Genomic DNA, 26,495 nt, shown 5'->3' with positions numbered 1-26,495 from the left:
TGCCAGCAATTACTAACTATTCCGAAATCGCCGGCGCCGACCAGGGCGCGGACTTCGGACGTCGCGGCGATCCAGTCGATGGCGATCGCCGGAAGGTGTTCCCGGCCGGGTTAGAATTCCATCCGGTCACGAATTCGGCGAGGCTGGAAGATGAAACGTGGGTGGACAAATCGGCCACCTACCAGGGCGTCCCGATCGATCCCACCCACCTGCCCACGAAGATAAAGGTGGGAGGGGGGAAGATCATGCCGGCGGACTTGATGATGCACAACTCCTTCTTCGTCAGTGGCAAATTCCGTGAGGTGGTCGAGAAACTGGAGCCCGTCCTGCATCAATTCGTTCCAGTCGAGCTGCTGTGGAAGGACGGCAGCCATGCCGCCCCCTATTTCTGGTTTTACCCATGCAACCGCATCGACGGCATGGATAGAGAGCAACCGACGCATGAGTTCCGCGAAAAGTCGGGACTCTGGATGAACAGACCCGGTGGTTCCTATGTCGTCAATCTGCAGCGGGTCGGCGGGCGCAACGTCTGGATCGACCCGCGCATGAGCGGGTTTGATCTTCCTTTCGTGTCAGAAACCTTCAAGCTGGCAATGTCAGAGGCCGGTGTCAGAGGCATCGGCTAACACGCGATGGAGACGACATAGCGCAAGGCCGCACTCCACCCATCTCGGTCATTTGCGGCAACCGGCTGATTGAGTTTTGACCCCAATATCTGTTGCCGAAAATCATGCAGCGGCTTCCGGAGAACGGCATACACAAAAGCAGAAGCGTTTAAGCTTTGGACCTATTCTTTCGCCGCCTCGGCCGCCTCTGCGGCCTCGATATCCAGCAGACCATAGCCGAAATCATTGTCTCGTCCCTTGGGGCCGAGATCCCTTGCCGTGGCGGCCAGCGCTTTCTCGACCCAGTCGGCGGAACGGTCGGGTGCGGTATGCAGCAGATTGGCGATCGCGCCGGTGACGATCGCTGCGGCAAACGAGGTGCCGGTGACGACATCCGAACCGGCACCGCTCGGCGCCACCATCTCGACGCCGGGAGCGGAGAGGAAGACGTAGGCGCCGCGATTGGCCTGCTGCATCAGCCCGTCCTTGGCATCGGTGGCGGTCACCGCGATGACGCCGTCGAAGGCGGCCGGATAGCCGTAGGGCGCCTTCGGTCCGTTGTTGCCGGCGGCGGCGACCAGCACGATGCCCAAGGCGCGAGCATTGCGGCAGGCGACGCCGAGCAGGTCGTTCTTCGGGCCGACGAAGCTCATATTGATGATGCGGACGTCCTGCTCCGCCGCCCAGTCGAGCGCCGCAAGGATGACGTCCATCGTCGATTTGCCGCCCTCGAAGGCGCGGGCGTGGTAGATCCTGGCGCCCGGCGCCATGCCTTTGAGCGCGCCGACGCCGGCGATCAGGCCGTCGATCGAGGTGCCGTGATCGCGCGCCTCGATCGGCACGTCGGGCATGGCGTCGAACTGATCGGCGATGACGCCGCTTAGAGCCGGGTTGGTGTCGTCGATGGCGGTGTCGACGACGGCAATCCGCACGTTCTCGCCGCTCGCCCCTTTCGCATCGAGCGCAATGCGCTCGAAGGCATAGTTGACGATGGTGGCTGCCTGCTGCAGCGAGTAGATATGGTTGGGCTCGCGCCGCAAAGTACGGCCGTCGGCGGCAAGCTGCGCCAGCACGACGCCGAGCGGGCGGCCATCGGGAATGCCGAAGCGCACCAGCGTGGAGCCGAGCAACTGAGACTGGCGCTGCGAGCGCACCTCGAGGCGAAAGGAGGCGGCGATCTGCTGGACGGCATCGCCCTCCACCGTCACCAGCACCTCGTCCGGCACGAAATCACCGACGACGGCGCGCGGCGGCTCGGCCGCGACGAGATCGCTGGGCGAAACGATCGGGCCGCCCGCCGCAGCGGCTTGTATCGCTGTCGCACCGGCAGGCGGGACCGGCGGCGGCAACGCACCGCTGGCCGGATCGCGGCGCGGATCGGGCGTCGGCAGCGGCGCTTGGCCGCCGCCGATCGGATTGGGGAACAGGTCGACGATCAGCGCGGGAAGAAGCACCGCATTTGTCGCGGCAGGACCTGCGCCGGGCCTTTCGCCGCTGCCATCCTTTGTGTCGCGCTTGATGCAGTCGGCCGCCGTCGCCCCTCGGTTGAGGCAGTCGATTTCAGTCTGCGTAAGGTTCGGATCATTGGTCTGCGCCAAGGCCGGCACAGCGCCGATTATCATCGCCGCCACGAGCAGCGCCGCAAATCGGATGACCGCCCTAGCCGCCATCGACCGGTTTCCTTCCCTCGACCACAGCCTCCGCGAAAGGCTGGGCGGCAATCAGGCCGAGCACTTTTTCATAGTCGGCTGCGGTCGCGGCCGGGATGCCAAGACGGAAGACACCTTCGGCGGTTGGGCCGGCGGCAATCTTCAGCTGGTGCTCGCCAAGAAAAGCGACAATGTCGGCCATCTTCGCATCCGGCTTGAACGTGACCAGCGCGAACGGCATTTTCGCAAGATCGCCTTGCTGGCCGGCAATTTCGAAATCGCTGTCGATGCCGCCAGGCTGCTCAAACGACTGCACCACAACAAGCGCCAGCAGAGCCGCGGCCGCAGCCCAGGCGACGCCGGCGGGAACTGCCGTGAAGCGGCCCCACGCTTGCGCCAGCCAGGACGCCGCCGGCGCGCGGGCTGGACCGGCCTCGGCGTCGAGCGCCCGGGCGAAGCGGCTGAGCGCATCGGCCGGCGGACGGATCGCTTCATTGGATGCAGCGGTGCCGGAGAATTCGGCTTCGGCCTCGCCGAGTGCGGCAAGCGCTGCCGGGTCGGTCGCCAGCCATTCCTCGACGGCTTCGAGCTCCGCACCTTCAAGCGAGCCGTTCAGATAGAACGGCAGCAGCGTTTCCATTTCATCGCGACGCGACATCTTTTCAGCGGCGCTCATGGCCACCCCCTGTCGTAACCGGCGGCCTTGAGGGCCTCGCCGAGTTTCTTGCGGGCGTAGAACATCCTGGTCTTGACGGTGGCGACCGGGATGCCGAGCACCTCGCCGATCTCGGTCACCGACTGTCCGTGGTAATAGGCAAGGTCGATCACCGTTCGGTGTTCTTCCGGCAAGGCATCGATGAAGCGCCGCAACGCGGCGCCCTTGTCTTCCTTCATGGTGACGACTTCCGGCGTATCGGCGCCGTCGGCGATCTGGGCGGCGTCATCGTCGTCGATCCAGTCTTCCTTTTTCTTGCGCAACGACGACAGCGCCTTGAAGCGGGCGATGCCGAGCAGCCATGTCGAGACTTCCGAGCGCCCCTCGAAGCCGGGCGCCTGGCGCCAGAGTTCGAGAAACACCTCGTTGGCGATATCGTCGGCCATCATTTCCGATCCCGTCTGGCGCACCACGAAACGGTAGACCCGCGCGTGGTGGCGCATGAACAGGAGCCGCACGGCGGCGCGGTCGCCCTTCGCGACCCGGCCGACAAGCGCACGATCGGTTTCCGTCGCTGCCGTCATGGCCGATCGAGCCGCCTGGCTCCTGTCTGCTCTGTCGCTGATCGGCCCAAAAAGGTTCACCGCTTTCCGCCCAGAATTCCCTGAAAGCTAGCCGAAGAGCGGCAGTGTTGCCAGAGGGAGGTTCTTCCCTTCTCCCCCTGTGGGAGAAGGTGGCCGAGCGAAGCTCGGTCGGATGAGGGGTGCTGGACGGATCGCTACACCGAAGAAATAAGCGCTTCAAATCCCTCAATATTTTCACGCCGAGTTTCTTCCAACACCCCTCATCCGTCTTGCCGCTTCGCGACAATCCACCTTCTCCCACAAGGGGGAGAAGGGAAGACGCGCGCTCAGTCGAGGAACGGCCTGGCCTTCATTGTCGCGGGCACCGGGACGCCAAGGCGCGCAAGCACCGTCGGCGCAAGCTGCAGCTGGTCTAGCAGCGTGTCGGCCTCCGGCCCGTTGCCCTGTCCGAAATAATACAGAGCAAAATCCTGCATCTCGTCGTCATGGCCGCCATGATGGCCGCGATCGGTCTGGCCGTGATCGGCGGTCACGATGACCTCGTAGCCGGCTTTCCGCCAGCGCGGCAGGAAGGCGGCGAGCATGCCGTCCATCGCATAGACGGCATGGTCCATCTCATGGCAGTCATGGCCGAAGCGGTGGCCCATCGAGTCCAGCGTGCAGGTGTGCAGGATGCCGTAGTCGATGCCGTGGCGTCTGGTCAGCATGGTCAGCGTCGCGAACAGGTCGACGTCGCTCGGCGTCATCTGGTTGCGGGCATTGTAGCCGGTCATGGTGTGGAACCGGCCATGGGTGATCGGCCCGCCCGGCTCGTCGAACTCCATGTCCTCGACCAGATCGAACGGATAGGCCCGGAAGAATTCGGACCAGTAGGAATGGGTGACCGCACCTGTCTTGCCGCCGGCCCTGCTGACCTCGGAGAAGATATCCGGCTGCTCGACGCGGAAGCGGTTCTCGTTGGTCAAGATGCCATGCACCTGCGGCGCTACGCCGGTGTGGATCGAGGCATAGCAGCAGGCAGAGGTCGACGGCAGCACGGAACGCATCTTCCAGACGCGCGCTTCGCCCGATTGCACCCAGCCTTCGAGGTTGCCCATCAGCCGGCGCCAGTTGCGGTAAGGCACGCCGTCGAGGATGATCAGCAGAAGTTTTGTCTTCAGCGCCACCGGTGTGTCTAATTGCCCGCGCTGGCCATGCGCCGTCCCTTGATCGCCTTTTCCAGCCAGCCGATCTCCATTTCGGGGACTGAGGACAAGAGAAGGTCGGTATAGGCATCGAACGGCGGCGCCAGCACCTGGCTCTTGGCGCCATAGCGCACCACCTCGCCGCGATACATCACCGCGATCGAATCGGCGATCGACTTCACCGTCGCGAGGTCGTGGGTGATGAACAAATAGGCGACGTTTTCCTCCTTCTGCAGCTCGAGCAGCAGCTTCAGGATGCCGTTGGCGACCAGCGGGTCGAGCGCCGAGGTCACCTCGTCGCAGATGATCAGCTTCGGCTTGGCGGCAAGCGAACGGGCGATGCAGACACGCTGCTTCTGGCCGCCGGAAAGCTCGGCCGGGTAGCGGTCGATGAAACCCTTGCCCATCTCGATCTTGTCGAGCAGCTCGGCGACGCGCTTGTCGCGCTCGCGGCCGCGCAAACCAAAATAGAATTCGAGCGGCCGGCCGATGATGGTGCCGACGGTCTGGCGCGGGTTCATCGCCACGTCGGCCATCTGGTAGATCATCTGCAACTGGCGCAGATCCTCCTTGGGCCGATCGGCAAGCCGGTTGGCGAGCGGCCGCCCGTCGAAGGTGACGGTGCCTTGTTCGGGCGGCAGAAGGCCGGTGATGGCGCGCGCCAGCGTCGACTTGCCCGAGCCGGACTCGCCGACCACCGCCAGCGTCTGGCCAGGATAGATGTGAACCGAGACGTTCTTCAGCACCTTGATATGGCTGCGGCCATAGGCGGCGGTGATGTTCTTGACCGACAGGAACGGCGTCGTGCCGGGCCTTTGCTCCTGGTGCTCGATCTCGTGCACTGACACCAGCGCATTGGTGTATTCCTGGCGCGGCTCCTTGATGATCTGGCGGGTGCCGCCCCATTCGACCAGCCGGCCATGGCGCAGCACCATGATCTCGTCCGAGACCTGGGCGACCACGGCAAGGTCATGAGTGATGTACAGCGCCGCGACATGCGTGTCGCGGATGGCGTCCTTGATCGCCGCCAGCACGTCGATCTGCGTCGTCACGTCGAGCGCCGTGGTCGGCTCGTCGAAGACGATCAGGTCGGGCTCGGAGCACAGCGCCATCGCAGTCATCACGCGCTGCAGCTGGCCGCCTGACACCTGGTGCGGAAACCGTTCGCCGATGCTTTCGGGGTTCGGCAGGCTGAGCTTCTTGAACAGCGCGATGGCGCGCTTTTCGGCCGCGGCCCGTGTCGCCGTGCCATGCAGCAGCGTCGCCTCGACGACCTGGTCCATCAGCCTGTGCGCCGGGTTGAAGGCGGCGGCAGCCGATTGCGCGACATAGCAGACCTCGCGGCCGCGCAGCTTGCGAAAGCCCTCCTTGCCGCCTTTGAGGATGTCGCGGCCATTGAGGATGACTTCGCCGCCGGTGATCCGCACGCCGCCGCGGCCATAGCCCATCGACGCCAGGCCGATGGTCGACTTGCCGGCGCCGGACTCGCCGATCAGGCCGAGCACCTTGCCCTTCTCGAGCGTCAGCGAGACGTCGTGGACCAGCACGATGTTCTTCGGTGCCTCGCCCGGCGGGAACACGGTGGCCTCGATGCGCAGATTGCGGACATCGAGCAGCACGGACTTTGCTCGCTGGTCAGCCATTACCCGCGTCCTCCCTTCAGGCTCGTCGTGCGGTTGAGCACCCAGTCGGCGACAAGGTTGACGGAAATCGCCAGCATGGCGATCGCCGCCGCAGGGATGAGCGCCGCCGCGATGCCAAAGACGATGCCGTCCTTGTTTTCCTTGACCATGCCGCCCCAGTCGGCGCTAGGCGGCTGCACGCCGAGGCCGAGGAAGGACAGCGTCGACAGGAACAGCACGGCATAGATGAAGCGCAGGCCGAGTTCCGAAACCAGCGGCGACAACGCATTGGGCAGGATCTCGCGGAAGATGATCCACACGCTGCCTTCGCCGCGCAGCTTGGCCGCCTCGACGAAATCCATGACGTTGATGTCGACGGCGACCGCCCGCGACAGGCGGTAGACGCGGGTCGAGTCGAGGATGCCCATGACAAGGATCAGCGTCACCAGATTGGTTGGCAGCACGGAGAGCACGACGAGGCCCATGATCAGCGTCGGGATAGACATCAGGAGATCGACAAGGCGCGACATAAGCGTGTCGAACCAGCCGCCGAAAACCGCCGCCGAGAAGCCAAGGATGGCGCCGAGCGAGAAGGACAGCGCGGTGGCCAGCACCGCGATGAACAGCGTGACGCGGGCGCCGTAGATCATGCGCGAAAGAAGGTCGCGGCCGAGATTGTCGGTGCCCAGCAAATGTGTCGCCGACATCGGTGCCCAGACGTCGCCGACGATCTCGCCATTGCCGTAAGGCGCGATCCAGGGCGCGAAGATCGCCGCCAGCACGAACAATGCCGTCAGCACCAGGCCGATCAGCGCAGGGATGGGGATGCGTTTTATGTCGAGCACAGCGCCGCCCCTCACTTCGGATGTCTGAGACGCGGATTGGCGACGATCGCCGCTATGTCCGCAATGATGTTCAGGCTGATATAAACCGCGGCGAAGATCAGGCCGACCGCCTGCACCACCGGTACGTCACGCTTGGTGACGTGGTCGACGAGATACTGCCCCATGCCCGGATAGACGAAGATCACTTCGACAACGACGACGCCGACGATCAGATAGGCGAGGTTGAGCATGACGACGTTGATGATCGGCGCAATCGCATTGGGGAAGGCATGCCTGCGAATGACGGCGAATGCCGAAAGACCCTTGAGCTCCGCCGTCTCGACATAAGCCGATTGCATGACATTGAGGATCGCGGCGCGCGTCATGCGCATCATGTGGGCGAGCACCACCAGCGTCAGTGCCGCCGCCGGCAGCATGATCGCCTGCATGCGCTCGCCGAACGGCATCCCGTCATAGACCGTCGAGATGCCGGGGAAGATCTGGTATTTCACGGCAAAGAAATAGACGAGCACATAGCCGATGAAGAATTCGGGAAACGAGGTCGAGGCAAGCGCCAGTCCGGAGATCAGCTTGTCGACCCAGCCATTGCGGTAACGCACCGCAATCAGGCCGAGGATGATCGCCAGCGGCACGGCAACGACCGCCGCCCAGAAGGCGAGGAACAGCGTGTTCCACAACCGCCCCTTGATCGACGTCGCAATATCCTGCCCGCTGGACATGGCGGTGCCGAGATCACCGGTCACGACGCCGCCGAGCCAGCGGAAATAGCGGATAAAGGCCGGATCGTTGAGGCCGAGCTGCTCGCGCAGATTGGCAAGCGACTCCGGTGTCGCCGACTGTCCGAGGATGGCTTGCGCGACGTCGCCGGGCAGGATCTGGGTGCCGGCGAAGATCAGGACCGATACGGCCAAGAGCAGGAGGATGCCCAGCGCAATGCGCTGGGCCACCAGTTTCACGATGGGTGAGGACATATCCGCAAGGCCGGGCTCAGGCTTCGAGCCAGCACTTTGCCAGAGCGTACCCGTTCATCAGCTCCTGATGCGGATCGTCGACCCAGCCGGCGACCTTGGCGCCCGTCGCGTCGATGAACTGATTGAACATCGGCAGGATCAGGCCACCTTCGTCGCGGACGAGCATCGCCATGTCGCGATACATCGCCTTGCGCTTGGCTTCGTCGAGCTCGGCACGCGCCGCCAGCACCATCTTGTCGAACTCGGGACGCTTGAAACGCGTGTCGTTCCAGTCGGCCGTCGACAGGTACGCAGTCGAGTACATCTGGTCCTGCGTCGAGCGTCCGCCCCAGTAGGAGGCGCAGAAGGGCTGCTTGTTCCATACTTCCGACCAGTAGCCGTCGCCCGGCTCGCGCTTGATCTCCAGCGTGATGCCGGCCTTGGCCGCGCTTTGCTGGAACAGCTGCGCGGCATCGACGGCGCCGGGGAAGGCGACGTCCGATGTCCTGAGCAGGACGGCGCCGTCATGGCCCGACTTCTTGAAATGAAACTTCGCCTTGTCGGGATCGTATTTGCGCTGCTCGATGTCCTCGGAAAACAGCGGATAGGCCGAGTTGATCGGGAAGTCGTTGCCGAGCGAGCCATAGCCTCTGAGGATCTTGTCGAGCATCTCCTCGCGGTCGATCGCCAGCTTCAGCGCCATGCGCAAATCGTTGTTGTCGAACGGCGCCGTGTTGCAATGCATGATGAAGACGTAGTGGCCAGGACCCGCATGGTTGCGGATGGTGACGCCGGGCAGCCGCTTGATCAGGTCGACGATCTTCGGCTCGACGCGGTTGATCATGTTGACCTGGCCGCCCTGCAAGGCCGAAGTGCGCGCCGTGGCGTCGTTGATGACGATGATCTCGATCTGGTCGGCATGGCCCATCTTGTCGGCCTGCCAGTAATTGGCGAACCGCTCGCCGCCATGGCGCACGCCGGGCTCGTTGGTGGTGATCTTGTAGGGTCCGGCCGAGATGCCGGCGTCGGCCTTGTCCTTGCCGCCATTGGGCTGGATGATCAAATGGTAATCGCTAAGCAGATAGGGCAGGTCGGCATTGGCTTCCTCCAGCGTCAGCACGACTTCCTTGCCGCTGGCCTTGATGCTCTCGATGCCTTTCATGTAGCCGAGCGCGCCCGACTTCGACTTCTCGTCCGAATGGCGTTCGAGTGTGGCGGCGACGTCCTCGGCGGTTACCGTCTTGCCGTTATGGAATTCGACGCCGTCGCGAATCTTCAGCGTCCAGACCTTGGCGTCGTCAGACGAGCCGATCTCCTCGGCGATGCGGTTCTCGAGCGTGCCTTCCGGGGAAAGCTCGACGATCAGTTCGCCCCACATCTTGCCGAAGGCGAACGGCACCTGCGTCATGAACAGGGCCGGATCGAGGCTGTTGGTGGACTCGCCGCCGACCAAGCCGGCCTTCAGCGTGCCCCCCTTGACCGGACCCGCGGCGCGCGCCGCACTCGAAAGCAGCGAGTTGGCGAAGGTCGCGGTGACGCCGAGCGCTGCTGCCCGGCCGAGAAAATCACGACGGCTCAGTTTGCCGGACGCGACGCGCCGGCTGAGAAATTCCAGTTCGTTTGACATGTTGAGTTCCTCACTCTGTTGGTTCGACCTTGTGGTCGTTCTTTATCATTTCTTGTGAGGAGAATAATGACCGCAAGGGAACGCCGTAAGCAAGACCGAATGCGACATGCCGTGGCGTAAATCGTACGTCGCAATTGGACCAACCCGCGTAAGCGCTCAAAGCAGCGCGCGCGGGATTTTCTCTTCGAAATTGCGCTCGAAAACCAGTTCCTCGCCTTCATAGGCTTCGATTCTGGCGCTAACCATGAAGCTTTGCGCGTCGGACCGCATTTCGGCTGACGTTTCGGTGCGCACCGACCATCCATTTCGCGACAGCGTCTGCGTCCAGTGCGTCTTGCCCGACGCTGACAGCGGATTGTCAGGATGGATCGCCCATGTCTCGCGGGCGACGCTGCCATTGGCGAGGCCATGCTCCAGGTCGCGCACCTCGCCGAAATCGTCGACAATGGAAAGCGTGACGATTCCGGTCTTCTCGTCGCGATCAACATGACGCTCGGAATTGGCGGCACGGACCGTTTCGGTTGCCCAGGGCACGGCTGCCTCGGACGTAGGGAACGTGACTTCGTCGCCTTGCGCCGGCGGACGCAGCGGCAGCTTCAGCGTAGCCGCCGACAGGTCGAGCCGAACCGGTTCCGGCGATGGCCAGATCATCGGCCAGTAGGCGTTCGAAACGGCAATACGCAGGCGATGGCCTGATGGCACGCGATAGGCGCATTGGTCGAGCACCACCCGCGCCAAAACGGTCTCTTCCGGCACCAGCGCCTCGGGGAATTCATGCGAGTTGCGGTGCGTCAGGTTGAGCACGCCGTAGGAGATCAATTCGGATGCGCCGTCAGGATGCACGTCGCACAGCCGCACCGCGATGTTCGCCTGCGGTCGATCCGAGGCGACCTGGATCAAAACCTCCGGCGCGCCGACAATGTCGATCGCCTCGCCGAGCGGGGGCTGGTCGAAACACACCGACAGCGCATCGTCGGGGCGCTGGTCGCCGGGCAGTTCCGGCCCGAAGGTGAAGGGGAAATATTCGCCGCCGGCGAGGCCGCAGCTTTGTGGCGAAGCCACGATTGCAGGCCTGGCGCCTTCCGGGATCAGTTCGATCGCCTCAGCCTTGATGTTGGGCGATGGCCAGTCTGCTTCGGCAACCCAGCGGCCGGGCCGCTCGGGATGCCAACGCGCGGGGCGCACGCTGTCCATCACATAGGCGCGGTAGGCCGGGTCGGCCTCGACGCCGGTGTCGATGCCTTTCAACCAGCGGTCCCACCAGCGCAAGGCCTCCTGCAGGAAGCCGATCGCTGGTTTCGGTGCGGCGTAATGCGGGTACTTGTGGATCCACGGGCCGACGATGCCCTTGACCGGCGCCTCGATATTGGCCGCGAGGTAGGAAATCGTATTGCGATAGCCGTCATGCCAGCCGCCGATCGACAGCACGGCGGCTTGGATGGCGGAATAGTCCTCGCAGATCGAACCGCGCTTCCAATAGGCGTCGCGGTGCTGGTGTCTCAGCCACAGCGGCGCCAGGAAGGGCTGGTTCTCCAGCCGGGTCAGCCATAGGTCGCGCCATCTGTTGTCGCCGGCCAGCAGCGGGTCCGGTGGCCGCGACGAATAGGACAGCATGGTCGAGGCCCAGCCGAAATTCTCGATCAGCAGGCAGCCGCCCTTGTAGTGGATGTCGTCGGCATAGCGGTCGACGGTCGAGCACAGGCTGATGACTGCCTTCAACGCCGGCGGCTGCTTGGCTGCAACCTGCAGGCAGTTGAAGCCGCCCCAGGAGATGCCCATCATGCCGACATTGCCGTTGCACCAGGGCTGGGCGGCCGCCCAGGCGATCACATCGCAGGCGTCCTGCAATTCCTGCTCGGAATATTCGCCGTCCATCAGCCCTTCGGAATCGCCATTGCCGCGCATGTCGACGCGGATCGATGCATAGCCATAGCCGGCGAAATAGGGATGCGTCAGCTGATCGCGAAAGATCGTGCCGTCGCGCTTGCGGTAGGGCAGGTGCTCGAGGATCGCCGGCACCGGATCGTCGGCGGCATCGGCCGGCATCCACACCCGCGCCGACAGCCGGCAGCCATCCGGCATGACGATGCCCATGTCCGGAAACTCGACGACCTTGCGGGGAAATTCAGTGACGGTTTTCATGCGGGCGACTCCAGGACGGCCAAATGATGGAGCCCGTGGGACGTCGTCGTGGGCCAGCCAACGAATTCGGCTGGTCAATCCGCGTCAACTCAACGGAATGTCGTTTTCGTCCTTGCTCGCCTGGTAAGCGCTGGACAATTCGTCATAGCGTGCGGAGATTTTGCCGATCCGCGGTTCCAGTCGCAGCCGCTCGGTCTCGGGCAGCGAACACACCAGTTTTCGGATCGAAAAACTCTTCCAGTAGGCGTTCTCGGCATTGTAGCCGCCGGGGTCGAGGGTGAAGACCTCCTTCAGGATCTTCAGGTCGTGCGGGATGGCGAAGCTGTCGCGCGAATCCTCATGCGAAAACAAATAGTAGAAATTGTCGAAGCCGGTCCAGGTGATCGCCGACAGGCAGAGCGAGCAGGGTTCATGCGTGGCGAGAAAAATCGCGTCCCTGGTGTCGACGCGCTCAGCCTTGGGCATTTCGTAGAACCGCTTCAGGCAGTGAACTTCGCCATGCCAGAGCGGGTTCTCAGTCTCGTTGTTGGTCTCGGCGAGCACCAGCGAGTGGTCGTCCTTGCGCAAGATCGCCGCGCCGAAAAGCTTGTTGCCATGGGCGACACCTTCGGCCGTCTTCGGCACGATGTCATGCTCGATGACGTCGAGCAGGCGGTCGATCAGCGAGACGTCGGCCATCACTGGCTCCCATCGGGAAGATGGATCTCGTAAGCGTGCGAGAAATGGCACTCGTCGAGGTTGGCGCCGTCGCCACCGCGGTCGACGACGAGGAAATCCTGGGCCTCGCCGATCGGCGTCAGCACGCCGTGCCAGCGATTGCGCGGATAATTGACGCCCTGCCCGGGCGCGGTGAGGAAGGCATGCGGCTCGCCCGGGCCGTCGTCGCCATCATGGCAGACGACGACCAGGAACGGCCGTGGCGACAGCGGGATGAAAGCCTGGCTGCCGAACGGGTGACGCTCGACCATGGTGAGCTTCAGCGGAAAATCGTAAGGCGTGCCGCGCACCATGGAGATCAGCACGTGCCCATTCGGTCCCTGCGCTTCGGCGGTGGCGAGATCGTGATAGCGCTCGGCCTTGCCGCCATTGATCGGGTAGTGATTGCCGCCGCCCATATCGATGACGTCGCCGAACTCGGCAAAATTTTCACGGGTCAGCGGCCGCGCCACGATGCGGGTCATGGCGCGCGCCTCCCCACGCCGGCGCCACCAAGCTTGGCGTGCCGGTTGACATCCTTGTAGAGCAAATAGCGGAATTTTCCGGGGCCGCCAGCATAGCAGGCCTGCGGACAGAAGGCGCGCAGCCACATATAGTCGCCGGCCTCGACCTCGACCCAGTCCTGGTTGAGGCGGTAGACGGCCTTGCCCTCCAGCACGTAGAGACCGTGCTCCATGACATGCGTCTCGGCGAAGGGGATGACCGCACCCGGTTCGAGCGTGACGATGGTGACATGCATGTCGTGGCGCATGTCTTCAGGGTCGACGAAGCGCGTCGTCGCCCAACGGCCCTCGGTGCCGGGCATCGGCGTCGGCGCAATGTCCTGTTCGTTGGCAAAGAAGGCTTGCGGGACATCAATGCCTTCGACGGCGTCGTAAGCCTTGCGGATCCAGTGGAAGCGGACAGCAGCGCTGCTCTCGTTGCGAACGCTCCATCCGCTGGTCGGCGGCAGGAAAGCAAAGCCGCCCGGCTGCAGGACATGCTTCTCGCCAGCCAGCAAAACGCTCAGCTCGCCCTCGACCACAAACAGGGCGCCCTCGGCGCCGGCATCCGGTTCCGGCCGGTCGCTGCCGCCGCCGGGCGCGACCTCGACGATGTATTGCGAAAACGTCTCGGCAAACCCGGACAGCGGACGCGACAGCACCCAGACGCGGGTCTTGTCCCAGAACGGCAGGGCGCTGGTGACGATGTCCTGCATCACCCCCCTTGGAATAACGGCGTAGGCCTCGGTGAAGACAGCGCGGCCGGTCAGCAGCTCGCTCTGGCCGGGGTGGCCGCCCTGCGGCGCATAATAGGTTCGGTCGGCCATTTTCATCGTGTCCATCAGTTCAGAGCCTATTGCGGAAGCAAGGCCTATTGCGGAAGCATGTCCTTGAGGCGGAGCAGTGCGATGCGCTCGACCTGTTTGCAGGCGGTTTCGAATTCAACGCCGCGGCTGTTGCCGATGCGCGCCTCGAACTCCGCCAGGATTTCTTCCTTGGTCTTGCCTTTCACCGCGATGATGAAGGGGAAGTCGAAATTGGCGACGTAGGCGGCATTGAGCTTTGAGAACAGCTCGCGCTCCTTGTCGGTCAACCCCTCGAGCCCTGCGGAAGCCTGTTCCCTGGCCGATTCCGCAGTCAGCCGCTTGGTTTGCGCCAGTTTGCCGGCAAGGTCGGGATGGGCGTTGAGCACGGAGAGCCGCTCGGCCCCGCTGGCGCCGCGAAAGACACGGCACAGCGCATTGTGCAGACCGCCGGCACTGTCATGCGCCGGACCGAGCTCCAGCTCATAGGCGCGCTCGGCGATCCACGGCGAATGCTCGAATACGCCGCCGAATGCCTGGACGAAAGCCTCGAATTCCATCTTCGACGGGCGCAGCGTCGGCGGCCGGAACGGATGGTTCTCTTGCCAGTGCCTTGCAATGTCGATGCGTCGCGCCAGCCAGACCCTGTCGTGTGATTTGACGTAGTCGACGAAGCGCTTCAGCGCCGCGACCCGGCCCGGCCGGCCGACGAGGCGGCAGTGCAGGCCGATATTCATCATGCGCGGCCGTCCTGCCTTGCCCTCGGCATAGAGCGTATCGAAACTATCCCTGAGATAGGCGAAGAACTGGTCGCCCGAGTTGAAGCCCTGCGGCGTGGCGAAACGCATATCGTTGGCGTCGAGCGTATAGGGGATGATGAGCTGCGGCTTTGCCGACCCGTCCGGCCCACCATGCTCGAACCAGTACGGCAGTTCATCGTCATAGGTGTCCGACACATAGTCGAAGCCGCCCTCTTCCGCCGCCAGCCGCACGGTGTTGATCGATGTGCGGCCGGTGTACCAGCCGGTCGGCCGTGCGCCTGTCACCTCGTAATGCAGCCGGATTGCCTCGTCCATGTCGCGGCGTTCGTCTTCCGGCGCATGGTCGCGATAGTCGATCCATCTCAGCCCGTGCGAGGCAACCTCCCAGCCGGCCTCCTGCATCGCCACGACCTGGTCGGGCGAACGCGCCAGTGCTGTAGCGACGCCGTAGCAGGTGATCGGCACCTCAGCCTCGGTGAACAGGCGCAGCAATCGCCAGAAGCCGGCGCGGGCGCCATATTCGTAGATCGATTCCATGTTCCGGTGGCGCTGCCCGGGCCAAGGTGCAGCGCCGACGATCTCGGACAGGAAGGCTTCCGAAGCCTTGTCGCCGTGCAGGACGCAATTTTCGCCGCCTTCCTCGTAATTGACGACGAACTGCACCGCGACATGCGCCCTGCCGGGCCATTTTGGATCCGGCGGATTGGCGCCGTAGCCGCGCATGTCTCGTTCGTAACGCATTGTCGCTCCTGCCGGATAGTGTGATCAGGATAGTCGAAAGGATTGCTTGCGCATTCCCCCGAAAATTTTTGAAAGTGTTTTTGCAGCACTTCACTCGACCGGGACTTATGCATCGCCTTTAATGGGCGCACAATTCGCCAAACATGTTCGACTGTACCGGACATGTTCGAGTGTACCGGAATGGGAGCAGCCAGTGGCGGAAACGTCGAAAGCCGAAGGCGGACGTCTGACGACCCATGTCCTCGACACCGCGGCCGGCAGGCCGGCGGCAGGCCTGTCGATCGAGCTTTACCGCATCAACGACGACATGCGGACGCATCTGAAGACAGCGGTCACCAACGCCGACGGCCGGTGTGACGCGCCGCTGCTTGCCGACGCGGAATTCCGCACCGGCGAATACGAGCTGGTCTTCGCCGCCGGCGACTATCTGCGCCGGCAGGGGTTGAGACTGCCGGAACCGGCCTTCCTCGACAGCGTGCCGATCCGCTTCGGCATGGCCGAGCCGATGCACTATCACGTGCCGCTGCTCATATCGCCCTACGGCTATTCGACCTATCGGGGGAGCTGAGACATGACGAGGCTCAAGATACGCAATGAGATACGCTTCATCCTCAATGGCGAGGATGTTGCGCTGACTACGGTCGCGCCCGACGAGACCTTGCTCGACTGGCTGCGGCTCGAGCGCTCGCTGCGCGGCACCAAGGAAGGCTGCGCCGAGGGCGACTGCGGCGCTTGCACCGTGCTGGTCGGAAGGCTGTCAGGCGGCCGGCTCGTCTATGAAAGCGTCAATGCCTGCATCCGCTTCCTTGGCTCGCTCGATCGCACGCATGTCGTAACCGTCGAGCATCTGCGCGGCGACGGCGAAAAACTGCATCCGGTGCAGCAGGCGATGGTCGATTTCCACGGCTCGCAATGCGGCTTCTGCACGCCGGGCTTCGTCATGTCGCTTTATGCCCTGTGGATGCGGTCACCGGAGCCGTCGGATGCAGCCATCGAAAAGGCGCTTCAGGGCAATCTCTGCCGCTGCACCGGCTACGAGGCGATCATGCGGGCGGCGCGTGCCATCTCCAGCTACGGCAAGGCGGCAAAGGATCCGCTGGCAGCGGAGCGCAAGGCGATCACGAGCAAGCTCGAAGCGATGAAAGACGGTTCGCGCATCGAGATCGGCGCCGGCAAGCAGCGCCTGGTCGTCCCGGCCGATGCCGACGACCTCGCCGCCGTGCTCGACAAGGAGCCGGGCGCCACCATCGTTGCCGGTTCGACCGATGTCGGCCTGTGGGTGACCAAGCACATGCGCGAGATTGCGCCGGCGATCTTCATCGGCAATCTCGACGGGCTGTGCCGGATTTCCGAAGACAAGGGCATCATCTCGATCGGCGCTGGTGTCACCTACACCGAGGCTTTCTCAATGCTGGCGAAACGCATCCCGGCGCTAGGCCCGCTGTTCGATCGCATCGGTGGCGACCAAGTGCGCAACATGGGCACGATCGGCGGCAACATCGCCAATGGCTCGCCGATCGGCGACACGCCGCCGCCGCTGATCGCACTCGGCGCGCGGCTGACGCTGCGCCGCGGCAACAAGCGACGGACGATCTCGCTTGACGACTTCTTCATCGCCTATGGCAAGCAGGACCGACAGCCGGGCGAATTCGTCGAGGCCGTGCATGTCCCAGTGCCGGGCAGGGATACCAAATTCGCCGTCTACAAGATCACCAAGCGCCGTGACGAGGACATCACCGCCGCACTTGGCGCATTCCTGCTGGCCCTGGCCAAGGACGGCACGGTGGCGGAGGTGCGCATCGCCTATGGCGGCATGGCGGCAACGCCGAAGCGGGCTTTCGGCGTGGAAAAGGCGCTGCTCGGCAGGCCCTGGACGGAACCGACGGTCGAGACCGCCATGGCCGAGTACGCCAAAGACTTTACCCCGCTGACCGACATGCGGGCGAGCGCCGAATACCGGGCGCTGGCGGCGCGCAACCTGCTGTTGCGGTTCTTCGCCGAGACCAGCGGCAGCAAAGCACCGATCCAGATATCGCGCCACGAGGCGGCGTGATGACCAAGCACGCTCCAAACCTCAAGGCGCAGAAAATCGCTGGTGGCGTTGCCACCGACCAGCGTCATGATTCCGCGCACAAGCATGTCCGCGGCACGGCCGTCTATATCGATGACATGCCGGAATCATCCGGCATGCTGCATGGCTGCCTCGGGCTTTCGACGGCCACGCATGCCACCATCAGCAGCATGGACCTGGCGGCGGTGCGCGCAGCACCCGGCGTCGTCGACGTGCTGACGGCGAGCGACGTGCCGGGCGAAAACGACATTTCGCCGACCGGCCGCCACGACGAACCGGTGCTGGCCGACGGCAAGGTGCAGTTCTTCGGCCAACCGATCTTTTGCGTCATCGCCGAAACCCGCGAGCAGGCGCGCCGCGCCACAAGGCTGGCCAAGGTCGAATACAAGGAATTGCCTTTCGTCACCGACATCGGCGTCCTCGATCCCAGGAAGGACAAGCTGGTCACGCCGCCGCTGACCCTGAGGCGCGGCGATGCCGCGGCTGCGATCAGGGCGGCGCCGCGCCGGCTGAAAGGAAAAATGCGCATCGGCGGCCAGGACCATTTTTATCTCGAAGGCCAGATCGCCATGGCCATTCCCGGCGAGGATCAGGACGTCACCATTTATTCGTCGACCCAGCATCCGAGCGAAATCCAGCACATGGTCAGCCATGCGCTCGGCGTGCCGAGCCATGCCGTCACGGTCGAGATCCGCCGCATGGGCGGCGGCTTTGGCGGCAAGGAAACGCAAGGCAACCAGTTTGCCGCGCTCGCGGCGATTGCTGCGAAAAAACACCATCGCGCGGTGAAAATCCGGCCCGACCGTGACGACGACATGATCGCCACCGGCAAGCGCCATGACTTCCTCGTCGATTACGAGGTCGGCTTCGACGACGAGGGCAATATCCTCGGCGTCGATTTTATGTTTGCGGCGCGCTGCGGCTTCTCGGCGGACCTGTCGGGCCCGGTCACCGATCGCGCGCTGTTCCACTGCGACAACACCTATTTCTGGCCGGCGGTTCATGCGCAATCGGCGCCGCTCTACACCAACACCGTGTCGAACACCGCCTTCCGCGGCTTCGGCGGGCCGCAAGGCATGGTCGGCGCCGAGCGTGTCATCGAAGAGGTCGCCTTTGCCGTCGGCAAGGACCCGCTCGAGATTCGCAAGAAGAATTTTTATGGCACCAGCGACCGCAACGTCACGCCCTATCACCAGACGGTCGAGGACAACATCATCCACCGCATCGTCGCCGAGCTGGAGGCGAGTTGCGACTATGCGAGGCGTCGCCGCACCATTGAAGCTTTCAACGCCAACAGCCGCTTCATCAAGCGTGGATTGGCGCTGACGCCGGTCAAGTTCGGCATCTCGTTTACCGCGACGCACTACAATCAGGCCGGCGCGCTGGTGCATGTGTACACCGACGGTTCGGTGCATCTGAACCATGGCGGCACCGAGATGGGGCAGGGTCTCTACGTCAAGGTGGCGCAGGTGGTGGCGGAAGAATTCCAGATCGACCTCGACCAGGTAAAGATCACCGCGACCACGACCGGCAAGGTCCCGAACACCTCGGCGACCGCCGCATCGTCCGGTTCCGACCTCAACGGTATGGCGGCGCAGAACGCGGCCCGGCAGATCAAGGAGCGGTTGACCAACTTCGCAGCCGAAAAATACCAGGTGCCGCGCGACCAGGTGCTGTTCCTGCCCAACCGGGTGCGCATCGGCAACCAGGAGATCGCCTTCGCCGATCTCATCAGGCAGGCCTATATGGCGCGCATCCAGCTTTCGGCGGCGGGCTTCTACAAGACGCCGAGAATCCATTGGGATCGCGACAAGGGCGAGGGTCGTCCCTTCTATTATTTCGCCTATGGCGCCGCGTGCTCGGAAGTCTCGGTCGACACGCTGACCGGCGAATATGTCGTCGAGCGCACCGACATCCTGCACGAGACCGGCCGCTCGCTGAACCGCGCCATCGACCTTGGCCAGGTCGAAGGCGGCTTCATCCAGGGCATGGGATGGCTGACGACGGAGGAGCTTTGGTGGGACGAAAAGGGCCGGCTGCGCACCCATGCGCCGTCGACCTACAAGATTCCGCTCGCCTCGGACCGACCGAAGATCTTCAATGTGACGCTGGCCGATTGGCCGGAAGCGAGCGAGCCGACGGTGCACCGCTCCAAGGCGGTCGGCGAGCCGCCGCTGCCGCTCGGCATCTCGGTGCTGCATGCGCTGTCGGATGCGGTGGCAAGCGTTGCCGACCACCGGATCTGCCCGCGCCTCGACCCACCGGCGACGCCGGAGCGGGTGCTGATGGCGATCGAACGGCTGAAGAGGGAAGCCAAGGCTGGTGCTTGAACTCGGTCCCGGGGTTCGTACAAGGCGTGCAATCCGGGCCGAAAAACCCTATGTTTCCCGATAGGGAAAGCAAAAACATGACCTCGAAAGTGCAAACCCTGAAAGCATTTCTTGGCGGCGCCGGCCGTGTCGCCCTGGTCGAGGTGGCCGGGACCAAAGGCTCGACGCCCCGCGAGAAGGGCGCCTTCATGCTCGTCTCGGGCGCGGCGATTTTTGGCACGATCGGCGGCGGCCAGCTCGAATTCATCGCGATCGATAAGGCACGGCAGCTGCTTTTCTCCCCCCTTGAGGGGGAGATGGCCGCGGAGCGGCCAGAGGGGGTCGTCTCAGGAGGCACCGCCAGAGCGTCGAGCACTGGCGCGGCGACCCCACCCGACGGCTTCGGCGCCACCCTCCCCCCAAGGGGGAGGGATACGCGCACGACGCTCGATGTCCCGCTCGGGCCCGAGATCGGCCAGTGCTGCGGCGGCAGGGTCGAGGTGCTGATCCGGCTGGTCGACACGGCGTTGGCGCAAGAGCTGGTCGCGGCGGCGGACGCCGAGCAGGCGGAGATGCCGCATGTCTACATCTTCGGCGGCGGCCATGTCGGCCAGGCGCTGGCCTCGGCGGTGGCCTTGCTGCCGGTCCGTGTCGTCGTTGTCGAGACGCGGGCCGAGGCGCTGGAGGGCATGCCGGACACGGTCGAAACCAGCCTGACGCCAATGCCCGAGGCGATGGTGCGCAAGGCTCCGGCTGGCGCCGCGTTCGTCGTCCTCACCCACGACCACGCGCTGGATTTCCTGATCGTCGCCGAGGCACTGAAACGCCGGGATGCCGCCTATGTCGGCATGATCGGCTCGAAGACCAAGAAGGCGACATTCAGGAACTGGTTCCTGAAGGCGGCGGACGGCAGCGAGGCGCAATTTGCCGGCCTCGTCTCGCCGATCGGCGGCGATGCGGTCAAGGACAAGCGTCCGCAAGTCATTGCGGCCTTGGCGGCGGCCGAGATCATGACGGCACTGGCCGCCCATGCTGGCGCGCGAGCCGCGCCGCACCCCGTCTCTCGTGGCAAGGCAATGGCCGGCTGACGGCCAGAATTCGAGCAACGCTCATTTTCCGGCCAGAATTTCCTTGATCAGCCGTTGGCAGCGCTCGGCCATGAAATCGAGCAGCAGCCGCACCTTCGGGTCCTGCAGCTTCTTGTGCGGGTAGACGGCGGCGAACTGCACCGGCGTCGGTGGCGTGTCGGGCAGGATCACCTTCAGACGCCGGTCGCGGATGAACGGCTCGACCTCGAAGCGCGGCTTGTTGATGATGCCGCGGCCCGACAGCGCCCAGCCGGTCAGCACGTCGCCATCGTCGGTGTCATAGGGTCCGTGCACCTCGAATTTCCGCGGACCGTCGGCCGTCTGCAGCGTCCACACATATTCGCGCGCGCCGGCGTAGCGCAGCATCAGGCAGTCGTGTTTGTTGGCGATCAGTTCCTGCGGCTCGGTCGGTTCGCCGCGCGTCTCCAGATACTTCGGCGCCGCCACCAGCACCCGCTCGCACTCCATGATGCCGCGCATTCTCAGGCTGGAATCCTCGATGATACCCAGTCTGAACGCGACGTCGATGCCTTCCTTCATGATGTCGACATTGTGGTCCGAAAGCCTCAGCCGAACCTCGATGTCAGGATATTTGTCGTGGAAATCGGGGATTCCCGACGCCACCAGCCGCCGGCCGAGGCCAAGCGGCGCTGTCACCTTGATGGTGCCACGCGGCTGGCCGGACAAAGCGCTGACGGCGGCTTCCGCCTCGGTGACCGCCTCAAGCACCTGCTTGGCGCCGGAGTAGAACACCGTGCCGTGCTCGGTCGGCATCAATTGCCGCGTCGTGCGATTGAACAGCCTGACACCGAGATGTTTTTCGAGCTCCTTGATGCGGTTGGAGGCGACCGCTGGCGAAATGCGCATGTCGCGCCCCGCCGCCGACAGATTGCCGAGCTCGACGACGCGAACGAAGACGGAGATGTTTTCGAGATAGGCCATGCGGCTTTGGGCTCTCATGCGGCTGCGCAGGGATAACCCTAGTGCATGACCCCGAAAAATCGGAATCGATTTTCGGAAAGGATCATGCACCAGATAAAGTTCTACAGCGTCCTTTGCGCGTCCAAGGGACGCGCGGCGCTAGTGCATGACCCCGAAAAATCGGAATCGATTTTCGGAAAGGATCATGCACCAGATAAAGTTCTACAGCGTCTTTTGCGCGTCCAAGGGACGCGCGGCGCTGTAGTATTTTCCATTTTTTTTTGAAAGTCATCGTGCCGCTCGGCCCTTTCCGTTTGCGCTCCAGTCCGTAAAGTCACCCAATCGGCAGGGACGACTTTTCAATGATCGATTTTGCGATTTTCTGGGACTGGCTGAGTTTCGCCGTGCGCTGGCTGCATGTCGTCACCAGCATAGCCTGGATCGGCTCGTCTTTCTATTTCGTCGCGCTCGATCTCGGCTTGCGCCAGCGTCCGGGTATGCCTGTCGGCGCCTTCGGCGAAGAATGGCAGGTGCATGGCGGCGGCTTCTACCACATCCAGAAATATCTCGTGGCGCCGACCGAAATGCCTGAGCACCTGACCTGGTTCAAATGGGAATCCTACGCTACCTGGCTGTCGGGCTTTGCCATGCTGTGCGTCGTCTACTATGCCGGCGCGGACCTCTTCCTGATCGATCCCAACGTGCTTGCCATGTCGGTGCCTACAGGCATCTTGCTGTCGCTGGCGACGATCGGCGTCGGCTGGGTGGTCTACGATCTCTTATGCCGTTCGCCGCTTGGCAGGAGCGACACCGGCCTGATGCTGGTGCTCTATGGCGTGCTGGTGTTCATCGCCTGGGGTCTTACCCATCTGTTCACCGGCCGCGCCGCTTTCCTGCATCTTGGCGCCATCACCGCGACGATCATGTCGGCCAATGTCTTCATGGTCATCATTCCGAACCAGAAGATCGTCGTCGCCGACCTGATCGCCGGCAGGAAGCCAGATCCGAAATACGGCAAGATCGCCAAGCAGCGCTCGCTGCACAACAATTACCTGACGCTGCCCGTTCTCTTCCTGATGCTGTCGAACCACTACCCGCTGGCGTTTGCTACCCAGTTCAACTGGGTGATCGCCTCGTTGGTTTTCATCATCGGCGTGCTGATCCGGCACTATTTCAACACCATGCATGCGCGCAAGGGCAACCCGACCTGGATCTGGCTGGCGGCCGCCGTCCTGTTCGTCGTCATCATCTGGCTGTCGACCGCGCCGAAAGTGCTGACCGGCGAAGTCAAGGCGTCCTCGACGGCACAGGTCTATATCGCCTCGGCGCATTTTCCCGCAGTGCGCGATACGGTGCTTGGCCGTTGCTCGATGTGCCATGCGCAGGAGCCGTCCTACGAGGGCATCTATCACGCGCCGAAAGGTGTGATGCTCGACACGGACGCCGGTATCGCCGGGCAGGCCCGCGAGATCTACCTGCAGGCCGGCCGCAGCCACGCGATGCCGCCCGCCAACGTCACCCATATCACCGACAAGGAGCGGGCGCTGCTGGTGGCATGGTTCGAGGAGGCGGGGAAATAGGCATGACCAGCACGCTCCTGCGCGGCCGCACGCTGTCCTTCCTGCGCTGGCCTGAGACCGTCGAAGACCATTCCGCCTGGCGCTACGAGGACGACGGCGGCCTGCTGCTTCGCAACGGCAGGATCGTTGCCGCGGGCGCCTATGCCGACGTCGAGAAAAAGGCTGATGAAGGCGCAAAAAAGATCGACCACCGCCCGCATTTGCTGCTGCCTGGTTTCATCGACGCGCATGCGCATTTTCCGCAGATGCAGGTTATCGCCTCCTACGGCGCCGAGCTGCTCGACTGGCTGAACACTTACACCTTTCCCGCGGAAACCAAATTCCAGAACGCCCAGCACGGCCGCCGCATCGCCAGGCTGTTCCTCGACGAGATGGTGCGCCACGGCACGACGACAGTCGCCGCCTATTGCTCGGTCCACAGGGAATCGGCCGAAGCGTTCTTCGCCGACTCGCATGACCGCAACATGCTCAACATCGCCGGCAAGGTGATGATGGATCGCAACGCGCCGGAGGGCGTGCTCGACACGCCGCAATCGGCCTATGACGACAGCAAGGCGCTGATTAAGGAGTGGCATGGCAAGGGGCGCCAGCACTATGCCATCACGCCGCGCTTCGCCATCACCTCCTCGCCCGAACAGTTGGAAATGGCGGGCGCGCTCTGCCGCGAATATCCTGATCTGCACATGCAGACGCATCTGTCGGAAAACCACGCCGAGATCGCCTTTACGCTGCAACTCTATCCGCAGGCACGCGACTATACCGATGTTTACGAGCGCTATGGGCTGCTCGGGCGCAAAAGCCTGTTCGGCCACTGCATCCATCTTTCGGAACGCGAGGCGGATGCGCTTTCGGACACGGGCTCGGTCGCCGTGTTCTGTCCGACCTCGAACCTGTTCCTCGGCTCGGGCCTGTTCGATTATCAGCGTTACCGCCGCCGCGAAAAACCACTCCGCATTGCCACCGCCACCGATATCGGCGGCGGCACCAATTACTCGATGCTGCGCACCATGGATGAGGGCTACAAGGTGATCGCGCTGAACGGCGAGAAGCTCAATCCGTTCCAGTCGTTCTGGCAGCTCACCCGCGGCAATGCCGAGGCGCTGTCGATCGTGGAAAGGATCGGCACGCTCGACCAAGGCAGCGATGCCGACATCGTCGTCCTCGATGCCCGCGCCACGCCGGCCATGCGGCTGCGGATGGAGACGGCGGACACGTTGGCGGAGGAGCTGTTTCTGCTGCAGACGCTGGGCGACGACCGCGCCGTGCGCGAGGTCTACGTCGCCGGGCGGGCGATGAAGACCGATATGGCGGTTTAGCTATCCCACACGTCCCGCTTGACCCAGCGGCAGCCATCGGTCAAAGGGTGCCGCGACGTTGATAGGGGAACGACATGGCCGTTGCAGACGATATCGCTCTGATCCAGAAACAGGAAGCCGAGCTTGTCTTCTCGGTCTTCGATGAAGCTATCGCCTTCAAGATCGGCTCGACGATCCGCGACCGGGCACTGGCCCAGAGCTTGCCGATCATCGTCGACATCAGGACCTTCGACCGGCCGCTGTTTTACGCGGCAATGCCGGGCTCGAACGCCTCCAATCCGGATTGGGCGCGGCGCAAGATCAACGTGGTGCAGCGGTTCCTGAAAAGCACCTACCGCATGGTGCTGGAGCAGCAGCGTCCCGACCGCAGCTTCAAGCCGGGCGAGGGGCTCGACATATCGGACTATGTGCTGGCCGGTGGTGGCTTTCCCATAACGGTCAAAGGTGCCGGCGTCATCGGTGTGATCGCGGTCTCGGGCCTGCCGGAGCGTGAGGATCACGGCGTCGTCGTCGATGCGCTGTGCAGCCACCTCGGCGTCGACGGGCGCGAGCTGGCACTGCCGCCGGAAGCAAAATGACCGCGCTCGATCCCAAATCCTTCCTCGCCGCCATCTTCAATGCCGCCGTTGCCGCCGCTGATCCGCAGAGGACGATCAGGGATCATCTGCCGGCAATGCCGAAGGGGCGCACCATCGTCATTGGTGCAGGAAAAGGCTCGGCGCAGATGGCGGCGGCTTTCGAAAAAGTGTGGGACGGGCCGATCGAAGGGCTGGTCGTCACCCGCTACGGCTATGGCGCGGCATGCCAGTGCATCGAGATCATCGAGGCGGCGCATCCGGTGCCGGATGCCGCAGGGCTCGAAGCGTCGCGCCGGCTGCTCGAAAAGGTGCAGGGGCTGACCGCGGACGATCTGGTCGTGGCGCTCATCTCCGGCGGTGGCTCGGCGCTGCTGCCGGCGCCCGCCGAAGGTTTGACGCTGGCCGACGAGATCGCCGTCAACGAGGCGCTGCTCGCCTGCGGCGCGCCGATCGCCGCCATGAACACCATCCGCAAGCATGTTTCCACCATCAAGGGCGGCAGGCTGGCGGCAGCTGCCTATCCGGCAAAGCTGGTGTCGCTGGTCGTCTCCGACATTCCCGGCGACAATCCGGCGCTGGTCGCTTCCGGCCCGACCGTTCCCGATTCCGGCAACCGCCAAGAGGCGCTGGCATCGATCGCCGGCTATGGCATGGAACTGCCGGCTGCCGTGATGGCGCATATCAATTCGCCGGCCGCCGATGCGCCGCGCGTCGATGATCCGCGTTTTTCGCGCAACGAAGTGCATCTGATCGCCTCGGCCGGCGTCTCGCTGGAAGCGGCTGCGGCCGAAGCCAGGCGCCATGGCATCGAGGCGGCCATCCTCTCCGATTCCATCGAGGGCGAAGCGCGCGAAGTTGGGGGTGTCCATGCGGCAATCGCCCGTGAAGTCGCGACGCGCAACCGGCCTTTCCCGAAGCCCGTGCTGATTCTATCAGGCGGCGAGACGACGGTGACGGTGCGGGCGAAGGGCAAGGGCGGTCGTAACACCGAGTTTCTGCTTGCCTTCGCCATCGGCATCAGCGGCATGGAGGGCGCCCATGCACTGGCCGCTGACACCGATGGCATCGACGGTTCGCAGGACAATGCCGGCGCCTTTGCCGACGGCTCGACGGTGTCGCGGATGCGGGCGGCAGGCGTCGATGCCAAGGCGATGCTTGCCGGCAACAATGCCTGGACGGCATTCAACGCCGTCGGCGATCTCTTCGTGCCCGGCCCGACCGGAACGAACGTCAATGATTTGAGGGCAATCCTGATCAGATAGGGG

23 protein-coding genes are annotated in these 26,495 nt (G+C 63.8%); 9 read left to right on the top strand and 14 right to left on the bottom strand.

Annotation, left to right across the window (positions count from 1 at the left end; all coding sequences use genetic code 11):
• Positions 1–161 precede the first annotated feature (161 nt).
• Positions 162–626 (top strand): imm11 family protein, encoded by a 465-nt coding sequence (locus tag AC0L2R_RS04195; protein ID WP_473507827.1) that lies wholly within the window; start codon positions 162–164, stop codon positions 624–626.
• A gap of 161 nt (positions 627–787) precedes the next feature.
• On the opposite strand, the gene AC0L2R_RS04190 is transcribed toward AC0L2R_RS04195, so the two are convergent.
• The 13 genes from AC0L2R_RS04190 to puuE all read right to left on the bottom strand — a co-directional run bounded on the left by AC0L2R_RS04190 (position 788) and on the right by puuE (position 15,367).
• The gene (locus AC0L2R_RS04190; protein WP_473507826.1) at positions 788–2,275 is read right to left on the bottom strand and encodes a S8 family serine peptidase; all 1,488 of its coding nucleotides are present in this window, start codon (positions 2,273–2,275) and stop codon (positions 788–790) included.
• Positions 2,265–2,930 carry a hypothetical protein gene (locus AC0L2R_RS04185; RefSeq protein WP_023796841.1) on the bottom strand — a complete coding sequence of 222 codons (666 nt, stop codon included), beginning with the start codon at positions 2,928–2,930 and terminating at the stop codon, positions 2,265–2,267. Before AC0L2R_RS04185 ends, AC0L2R_RS04190 begins: the two co-directional genes overlap by 11 nt.
• Positions 2,927–3,493 (bottom strand): sigma-70 family RNA polymerase sigma factor, encoded by a 567-nt coding sequence (locus AC0L2R_RS04180; RefSeq protein WP_473507825.1) that lies wholly within the window; start codon positions 3,491–3,493, stop codon positions 2,927–2,929. Before AC0L2R_RS04180 ends, AC0L2R_RS04185 begins: the two co-directional genes overlap by 4 nt.
• Before the next feature lie 326 nt (positions 3,494–3,819).
• Positions 3,820–4,659 (bottom strand): alkaline phosphatase family protein, encoded by an 840-nt coding sequence (locus tag AC0L2R_RS04175; protein WP_473507824.1) that lies wholly within the window; start codon positions 4,657–4,659, stop codon positions 3,820–3,822.
• A gap of 8 nt (positions 4,660–4,667) precedes the next feature.
• Positions 4,668–6,320 carry an ABC transporter ATP-binding protein gene (locus tag AC0L2R_RS04170; RefSeq protein ID WP_473507823.1) on the bottom strand — a complete coding sequence of 551 codons (1,653 nt, stop codon included), beginning with the start codon at positions 6,318–6,320 and terminating at the stop codon, positions 4,668–4,670.
• Positions 6,320–7,144: an ABC transporter permease gene (locus tag AC0L2R_RS04165; RefSeq protein ID WP_128244537.1), complete on the bottom strand. Its 825-nt coding sequence runs from the start codon at positions 7,142–7,144 to the stop codon at positions 6,320–6,322. The genes AC0L2R_RS04170 and AC0L2R_RS04165 overlap by 1 nt, the downstream gene beginning before the upstream one ends.
• A gap of 11 nt (positions 7,145–7,155) precedes the next feature.
• The gene (locus AC0L2R_RS04160) at positions 7,156–8,115 is read right to left on the bottom strand and encodes an ABC transporter permease (protein ID WP_023796836.1); all 960 of its coding nucleotides are present in this window, start codon (positions 8,113–8,115) and stop codon (positions 7,156–7,158) included.
• Between the two features lie 16 nt (positions 8,116–8,131).
• Positions 8,132–9,721, bottom strand: a complete 1,590-nt coding sequence (locus AC0L2R_RS04155) for an ABC transporter substrate-binding protein (RefSeq protein WP_473507822.1) — start codon at positions 9,719–9,721, stop codon at positions 8,132–8,134.
• 156 nt (positions 9,722–9,877) lie between these two features.
• Positions 9,878–11,863, bottom strand: a complete 1,986-nt coding sequence (locus AC0L2R_RS04150; protein WP_473507821.1) for a CocE/NonD family hydrolase — start codon at positions 11,861–11,863, stop codon at positions 9,878–9,880.
• Between the two features lie 84 nt (positions 11,864–11,947).
• Complete coding sequence (locus AC0L2R_RS04145) at positions 11,948–12,541, bottom strand: nucleoside deaminase (RefSeq protein ID WP_473507820.1); 594 nt, start codon at positions 12,539–12,541, stop codon at positions 11,948–11,950.
• On the bottom strand, positions 12,541–13,044 hold the full coding sequence (locus tag AC0L2R_RS04140) for an ureidoglycolate lyase (protein WP_023796832.1): 504 nt from the start codon (positions 13,042–13,044) through the stop codon (positions 12,541–12,543). The genes AC0L2R_RS04145 and AC0L2R_RS04140 overlap by 1 nt, the downstream gene beginning before the upstream one ends.
• The gene (locus tag AC0L2R_RS04135; RefSeq protein ID WP_473507819.1) at positions 13,041–13,904 is read right to left on the bottom strand and encodes a bifunctional allantoicase/(S)-ureidoglycine aminohydrolase; all 864 of its coding nucleotides are present in this window, start codon (positions 13,902–13,904) and stop codon (positions 13,041–13,043) included. The genes AC0L2R_RS04140 and AC0L2R_RS04135 overlap by 4 nt, the downstream gene beginning before the upstream one ends.
• A 29-nt stretch (positions 13,905–13,933) precedes the next feature.
• Positions 13,934–15,367: an allantoinase PuuE gene (gene puuE, locus AC0L2R_RS04130; protein WP_473507818.1), complete on the bottom strand. Its 1,434-nt coding sequence runs from the start codon at positions 15,365–15,367 to the stop codon at positions 13,934–13,936.
• 193 nt (positions 15,368–15,560) lie between these two features.
• Here puuE and uraH point away from each other — a divergent pair, with 193 nt between their 5' ends.
• From uraH to xdhC, 4 genes are all read left to right on the top strand, one after another.
• The gene (uraH, locus tag AC0L2R_RS04125) at positions 15,561–15,935 is read left to right on the top strand and encodes a hydroxyisourate hydrolase (protein ID WP_091592675.1); all 375 of its coding nucleotides are present in this window, start codon (positions 15,561–15,563) and stop codon (positions 15,933–15,935) included.
• A 3-nt stretch (positions 15,936–15,938) separates the two neighbouring features.
• Positions 15,939–17,420: a xanthine dehydrogenase small subunit gene (xdhA, locus tag AC0L2R_RS04120; protein WP_473507817.1), complete on the top strand. Its 1,482-nt coding sequence runs from the start codon at positions 15,939–15,941 to the stop codon at positions 17,418–17,420.
• Positions 17,420–19,768, top strand: coding sequence for a xanthine dehydrogenase molybdopterin binding subunit (gene xdhB / locus AC0L2R_RS04115; RefSeq protein ID WP_473507816.1), 2,349 nt, complete (start codon positions 17,420–17,422; stop codon positions 19,766–19,768). Before xdhA ends, xdhB begins: the two co-directional genes overlap by 1 nt.
• A 77-nt stretch (positions 19,769–19,845) precedes the next feature.
• Positions 19,846–20,835, top strand: a complete 990-nt coding sequence (gene xdhC, locus AC0L2R_RS04110; RefSeq protein WP_473507815.1) for a xanthine dehydrogenase accessory protein XdhC — start codon at positions 19,846–19,848, stop codon at positions 20,833–20,835.
• Positions 20,836–20,856: 21 nt separating this feature from the next.
• Here the strand turns inward: xdhC and AC0L2R_RS04105 are convergent, their stop codons facing one another.
• A complete protein-coding gene (locus tag AC0L2R_RS04105) occupies positions 20,857–21,777 on the bottom strand; it encodes a LysR family transcriptional regulator (RefSeq protein ID WP_473507814.1) in 921 nt (306 codons plus the stop codon).
• A 341-nt stretch (positions 21,778–22,118) separates the two neighbouring features.
• Here AC0L2R_RS04105 and AC0L2R_RS04100 point away from each other — a divergent pair, with 341 nt between their 5' ends.
• From AC0L2R_RS04100 to AC0L2R_RS04085, 4 genes are all read left to right on the top strand, one after another.
• A complete protein-coding gene (locus AC0L2R_RS04100) occupies positions 22,119–23,336 on the top strand; it encodes a urate hydroxylase PuuD (protein ID WP_473507813.1) in 1,218 nt (405 codons plus the stop codon).
• Positions 23,337–23,338: 2 nt separating this feature from the next.
• Entirely contained in the window at positions 23,339–24,652 is a 1,314-nt protein-coding gene (gene guaD, locus AC0L2R_RS04095) for a guanine deaminase (RefSeq protein WP_473507812.1), read from the top strand.
• 74 nt (positions 24,653–24,726) lie between these two features.
• Positions 24,727–25,230 carry a heme-degrading domain-containing protein gene (locus AC0L2R_RS04090; protein ID WP_473507811.1) on the top strand — a complete coding sequence of 168 codons (504 nt, stop codon included), beginning with the start codon at positions 24,727–24,729 and terminating at the stop codon, positions 25,228–25,230.
• Entirely contained in the window at positions 25,227–26,492 is a 1,266-nt protein-coding gene (locus AC0L2R_RS04085) for a glycerate kinase type-2 family protein (RefSeq protein ID WP_473507810.1), read from the top strand. The genes AC0L2R_RS04090 and AC0L2R_RS04085 overlap by 4 nt, the downstream gene beginning before the upstream one ends.
• Positions 26,493–26,495 lie beyond the last annotated feature (3 nt).

It is taken from the genome of Mesorhizobium sp. WSM4820, from assembly GCF_055811075.1.
Note: the sequence above shows the minus strand (reverse complement) of the source record. Positions and strands in the feature narration are given on the sequence as shown.

Coding starts and splice junctions, on each gene's coding strand:
- AC0L2R_RS04100 (WP_473507813.1), top strand. CDS start 22,119: ATGATCGATTTTGCGATTTTCTGGGACTGGCTGAGTTTCGCCGTGCGC.
- AC0L2R_RS04140 (WP_023796832.1), bottom strand. CDS start 13,044: ATGACCCGCATCGTGGCGCGGCCGCTGACCCGTGAAAATTTTGCCGAG.
- AC0L2R_RS04155 (WP_473507822.1), bottom strand. CDS start 9,721: ATGTCAAACGAACTGGAATTTCTCAGCCGGCGCGTCGCGTCCGGCAAA.
- AC0L2R_RS04180 (WP_473507825.1), bottom strand. CDS start 3,493: ATGACGGCAGCGACGGAAACCGATCGTGCGCTTGTCGGCCGGGTCGCG.
- guaD (WP_473507812.1), top strand. CDS start 23,339: ATGACCAGCACGCTCCTGCGCGGCCGCACGCTGTCCTTCCTGCGCTGG.
- AC0L2R_RS04185 (WP_023796841.1), bottom strand. CDS start 2,930: ATGAGCGCCGCTGAAAAGATGTCGCGTCGCGATGAAATGGAAACGCTG.
- AC0L2R_RS04145 (WP_473507820.1), bottom strand. CDS start 12,541: ATGGCCGACGTCTCGCTGATCGACCGCCTGCTCGACGTCATCGAGCAT.
- AC0L2R_RS04150 (WP_473507821.1), bottom strand. CDS start 11,863: ATGAAAACCGTCACTGAATTTCCCCGCAAGGTCGTCGAGTTTCCGGAC.
- puuE (WP_473507818.1), bottom strand. CDS start 15,367: ATGCGTTACGAACGAGACATGCGCGGCTACGGCGCCAATCCGCCGGAT.
- AC0L2R_RS04090 (WP_473507811.1), top strand. CDS start 24,727: ATGGCCGTTGCAGACGATATCGCTCTGATCCAGAAACAGGAAGCCGAG.
- xdhC (WP_473507815.1), top strand. CDS start 19,846: ATGACCTCGAAAGTGCAAACCCTGAAAGCATTTCTTGGCGGCGCCGGC.
- AC0L2R_RS04190 (WP_473507826.1), bottom strand. CDS start 2,275: ATGGCGGCTAGGGCGGTCATCCGATTTGCGGCGCTGCTCGTGGCGGCG.
- AC0L2R_RS04085 (WP_473507810.1), top strand. CDS start 25,227: ATGACCGCGCTCGATCCCAAATCCTTCCTCGCCGCCATCTTCAATGCC.
- xdhA (WP_473507817.1), top strand. CDS start 15,939: ATGACGAGGCTCAAGATACGCAATGAGATACGCTTCATCCTCAATGGC.
- AC0L2R_RS04135 (WP_473507819.1), bottom strand. CDS start 13,904: ATGGACACGATGAAAATGGCCGACCGAACCTATTATGCGCCGCAGGGC.
- AC0L2R_RS04160 (WP_023796836.1), bottom strand. CDS start 8,115: ATGTCCTCACCCATCGTGAAACTGGTGGCCCAGCGCATTGCGCTGGGC.
- xdhB (WP_473507816.1), top strand. CDS start 17,420: ATGACCAAGCACGCTCCAAACCTCAAGGCGCAGAAAATCGCTGGTGGC.
- AC0L2R_RS04105 (WP_473507814.1), bottom strand. CDS start 21,777: ATGGCCTATCTCGAAAACATCTCCGTCTTCGTTCGCGTCGTCGAGCTC.
- AC0L2R_RS04170 (WP_473507823.1), bottom strand. CDS start 6,320: ATGGCTGACCAGCGAGCAAAGTCCGTGCTGCTCGATGTCCGCAATCTG.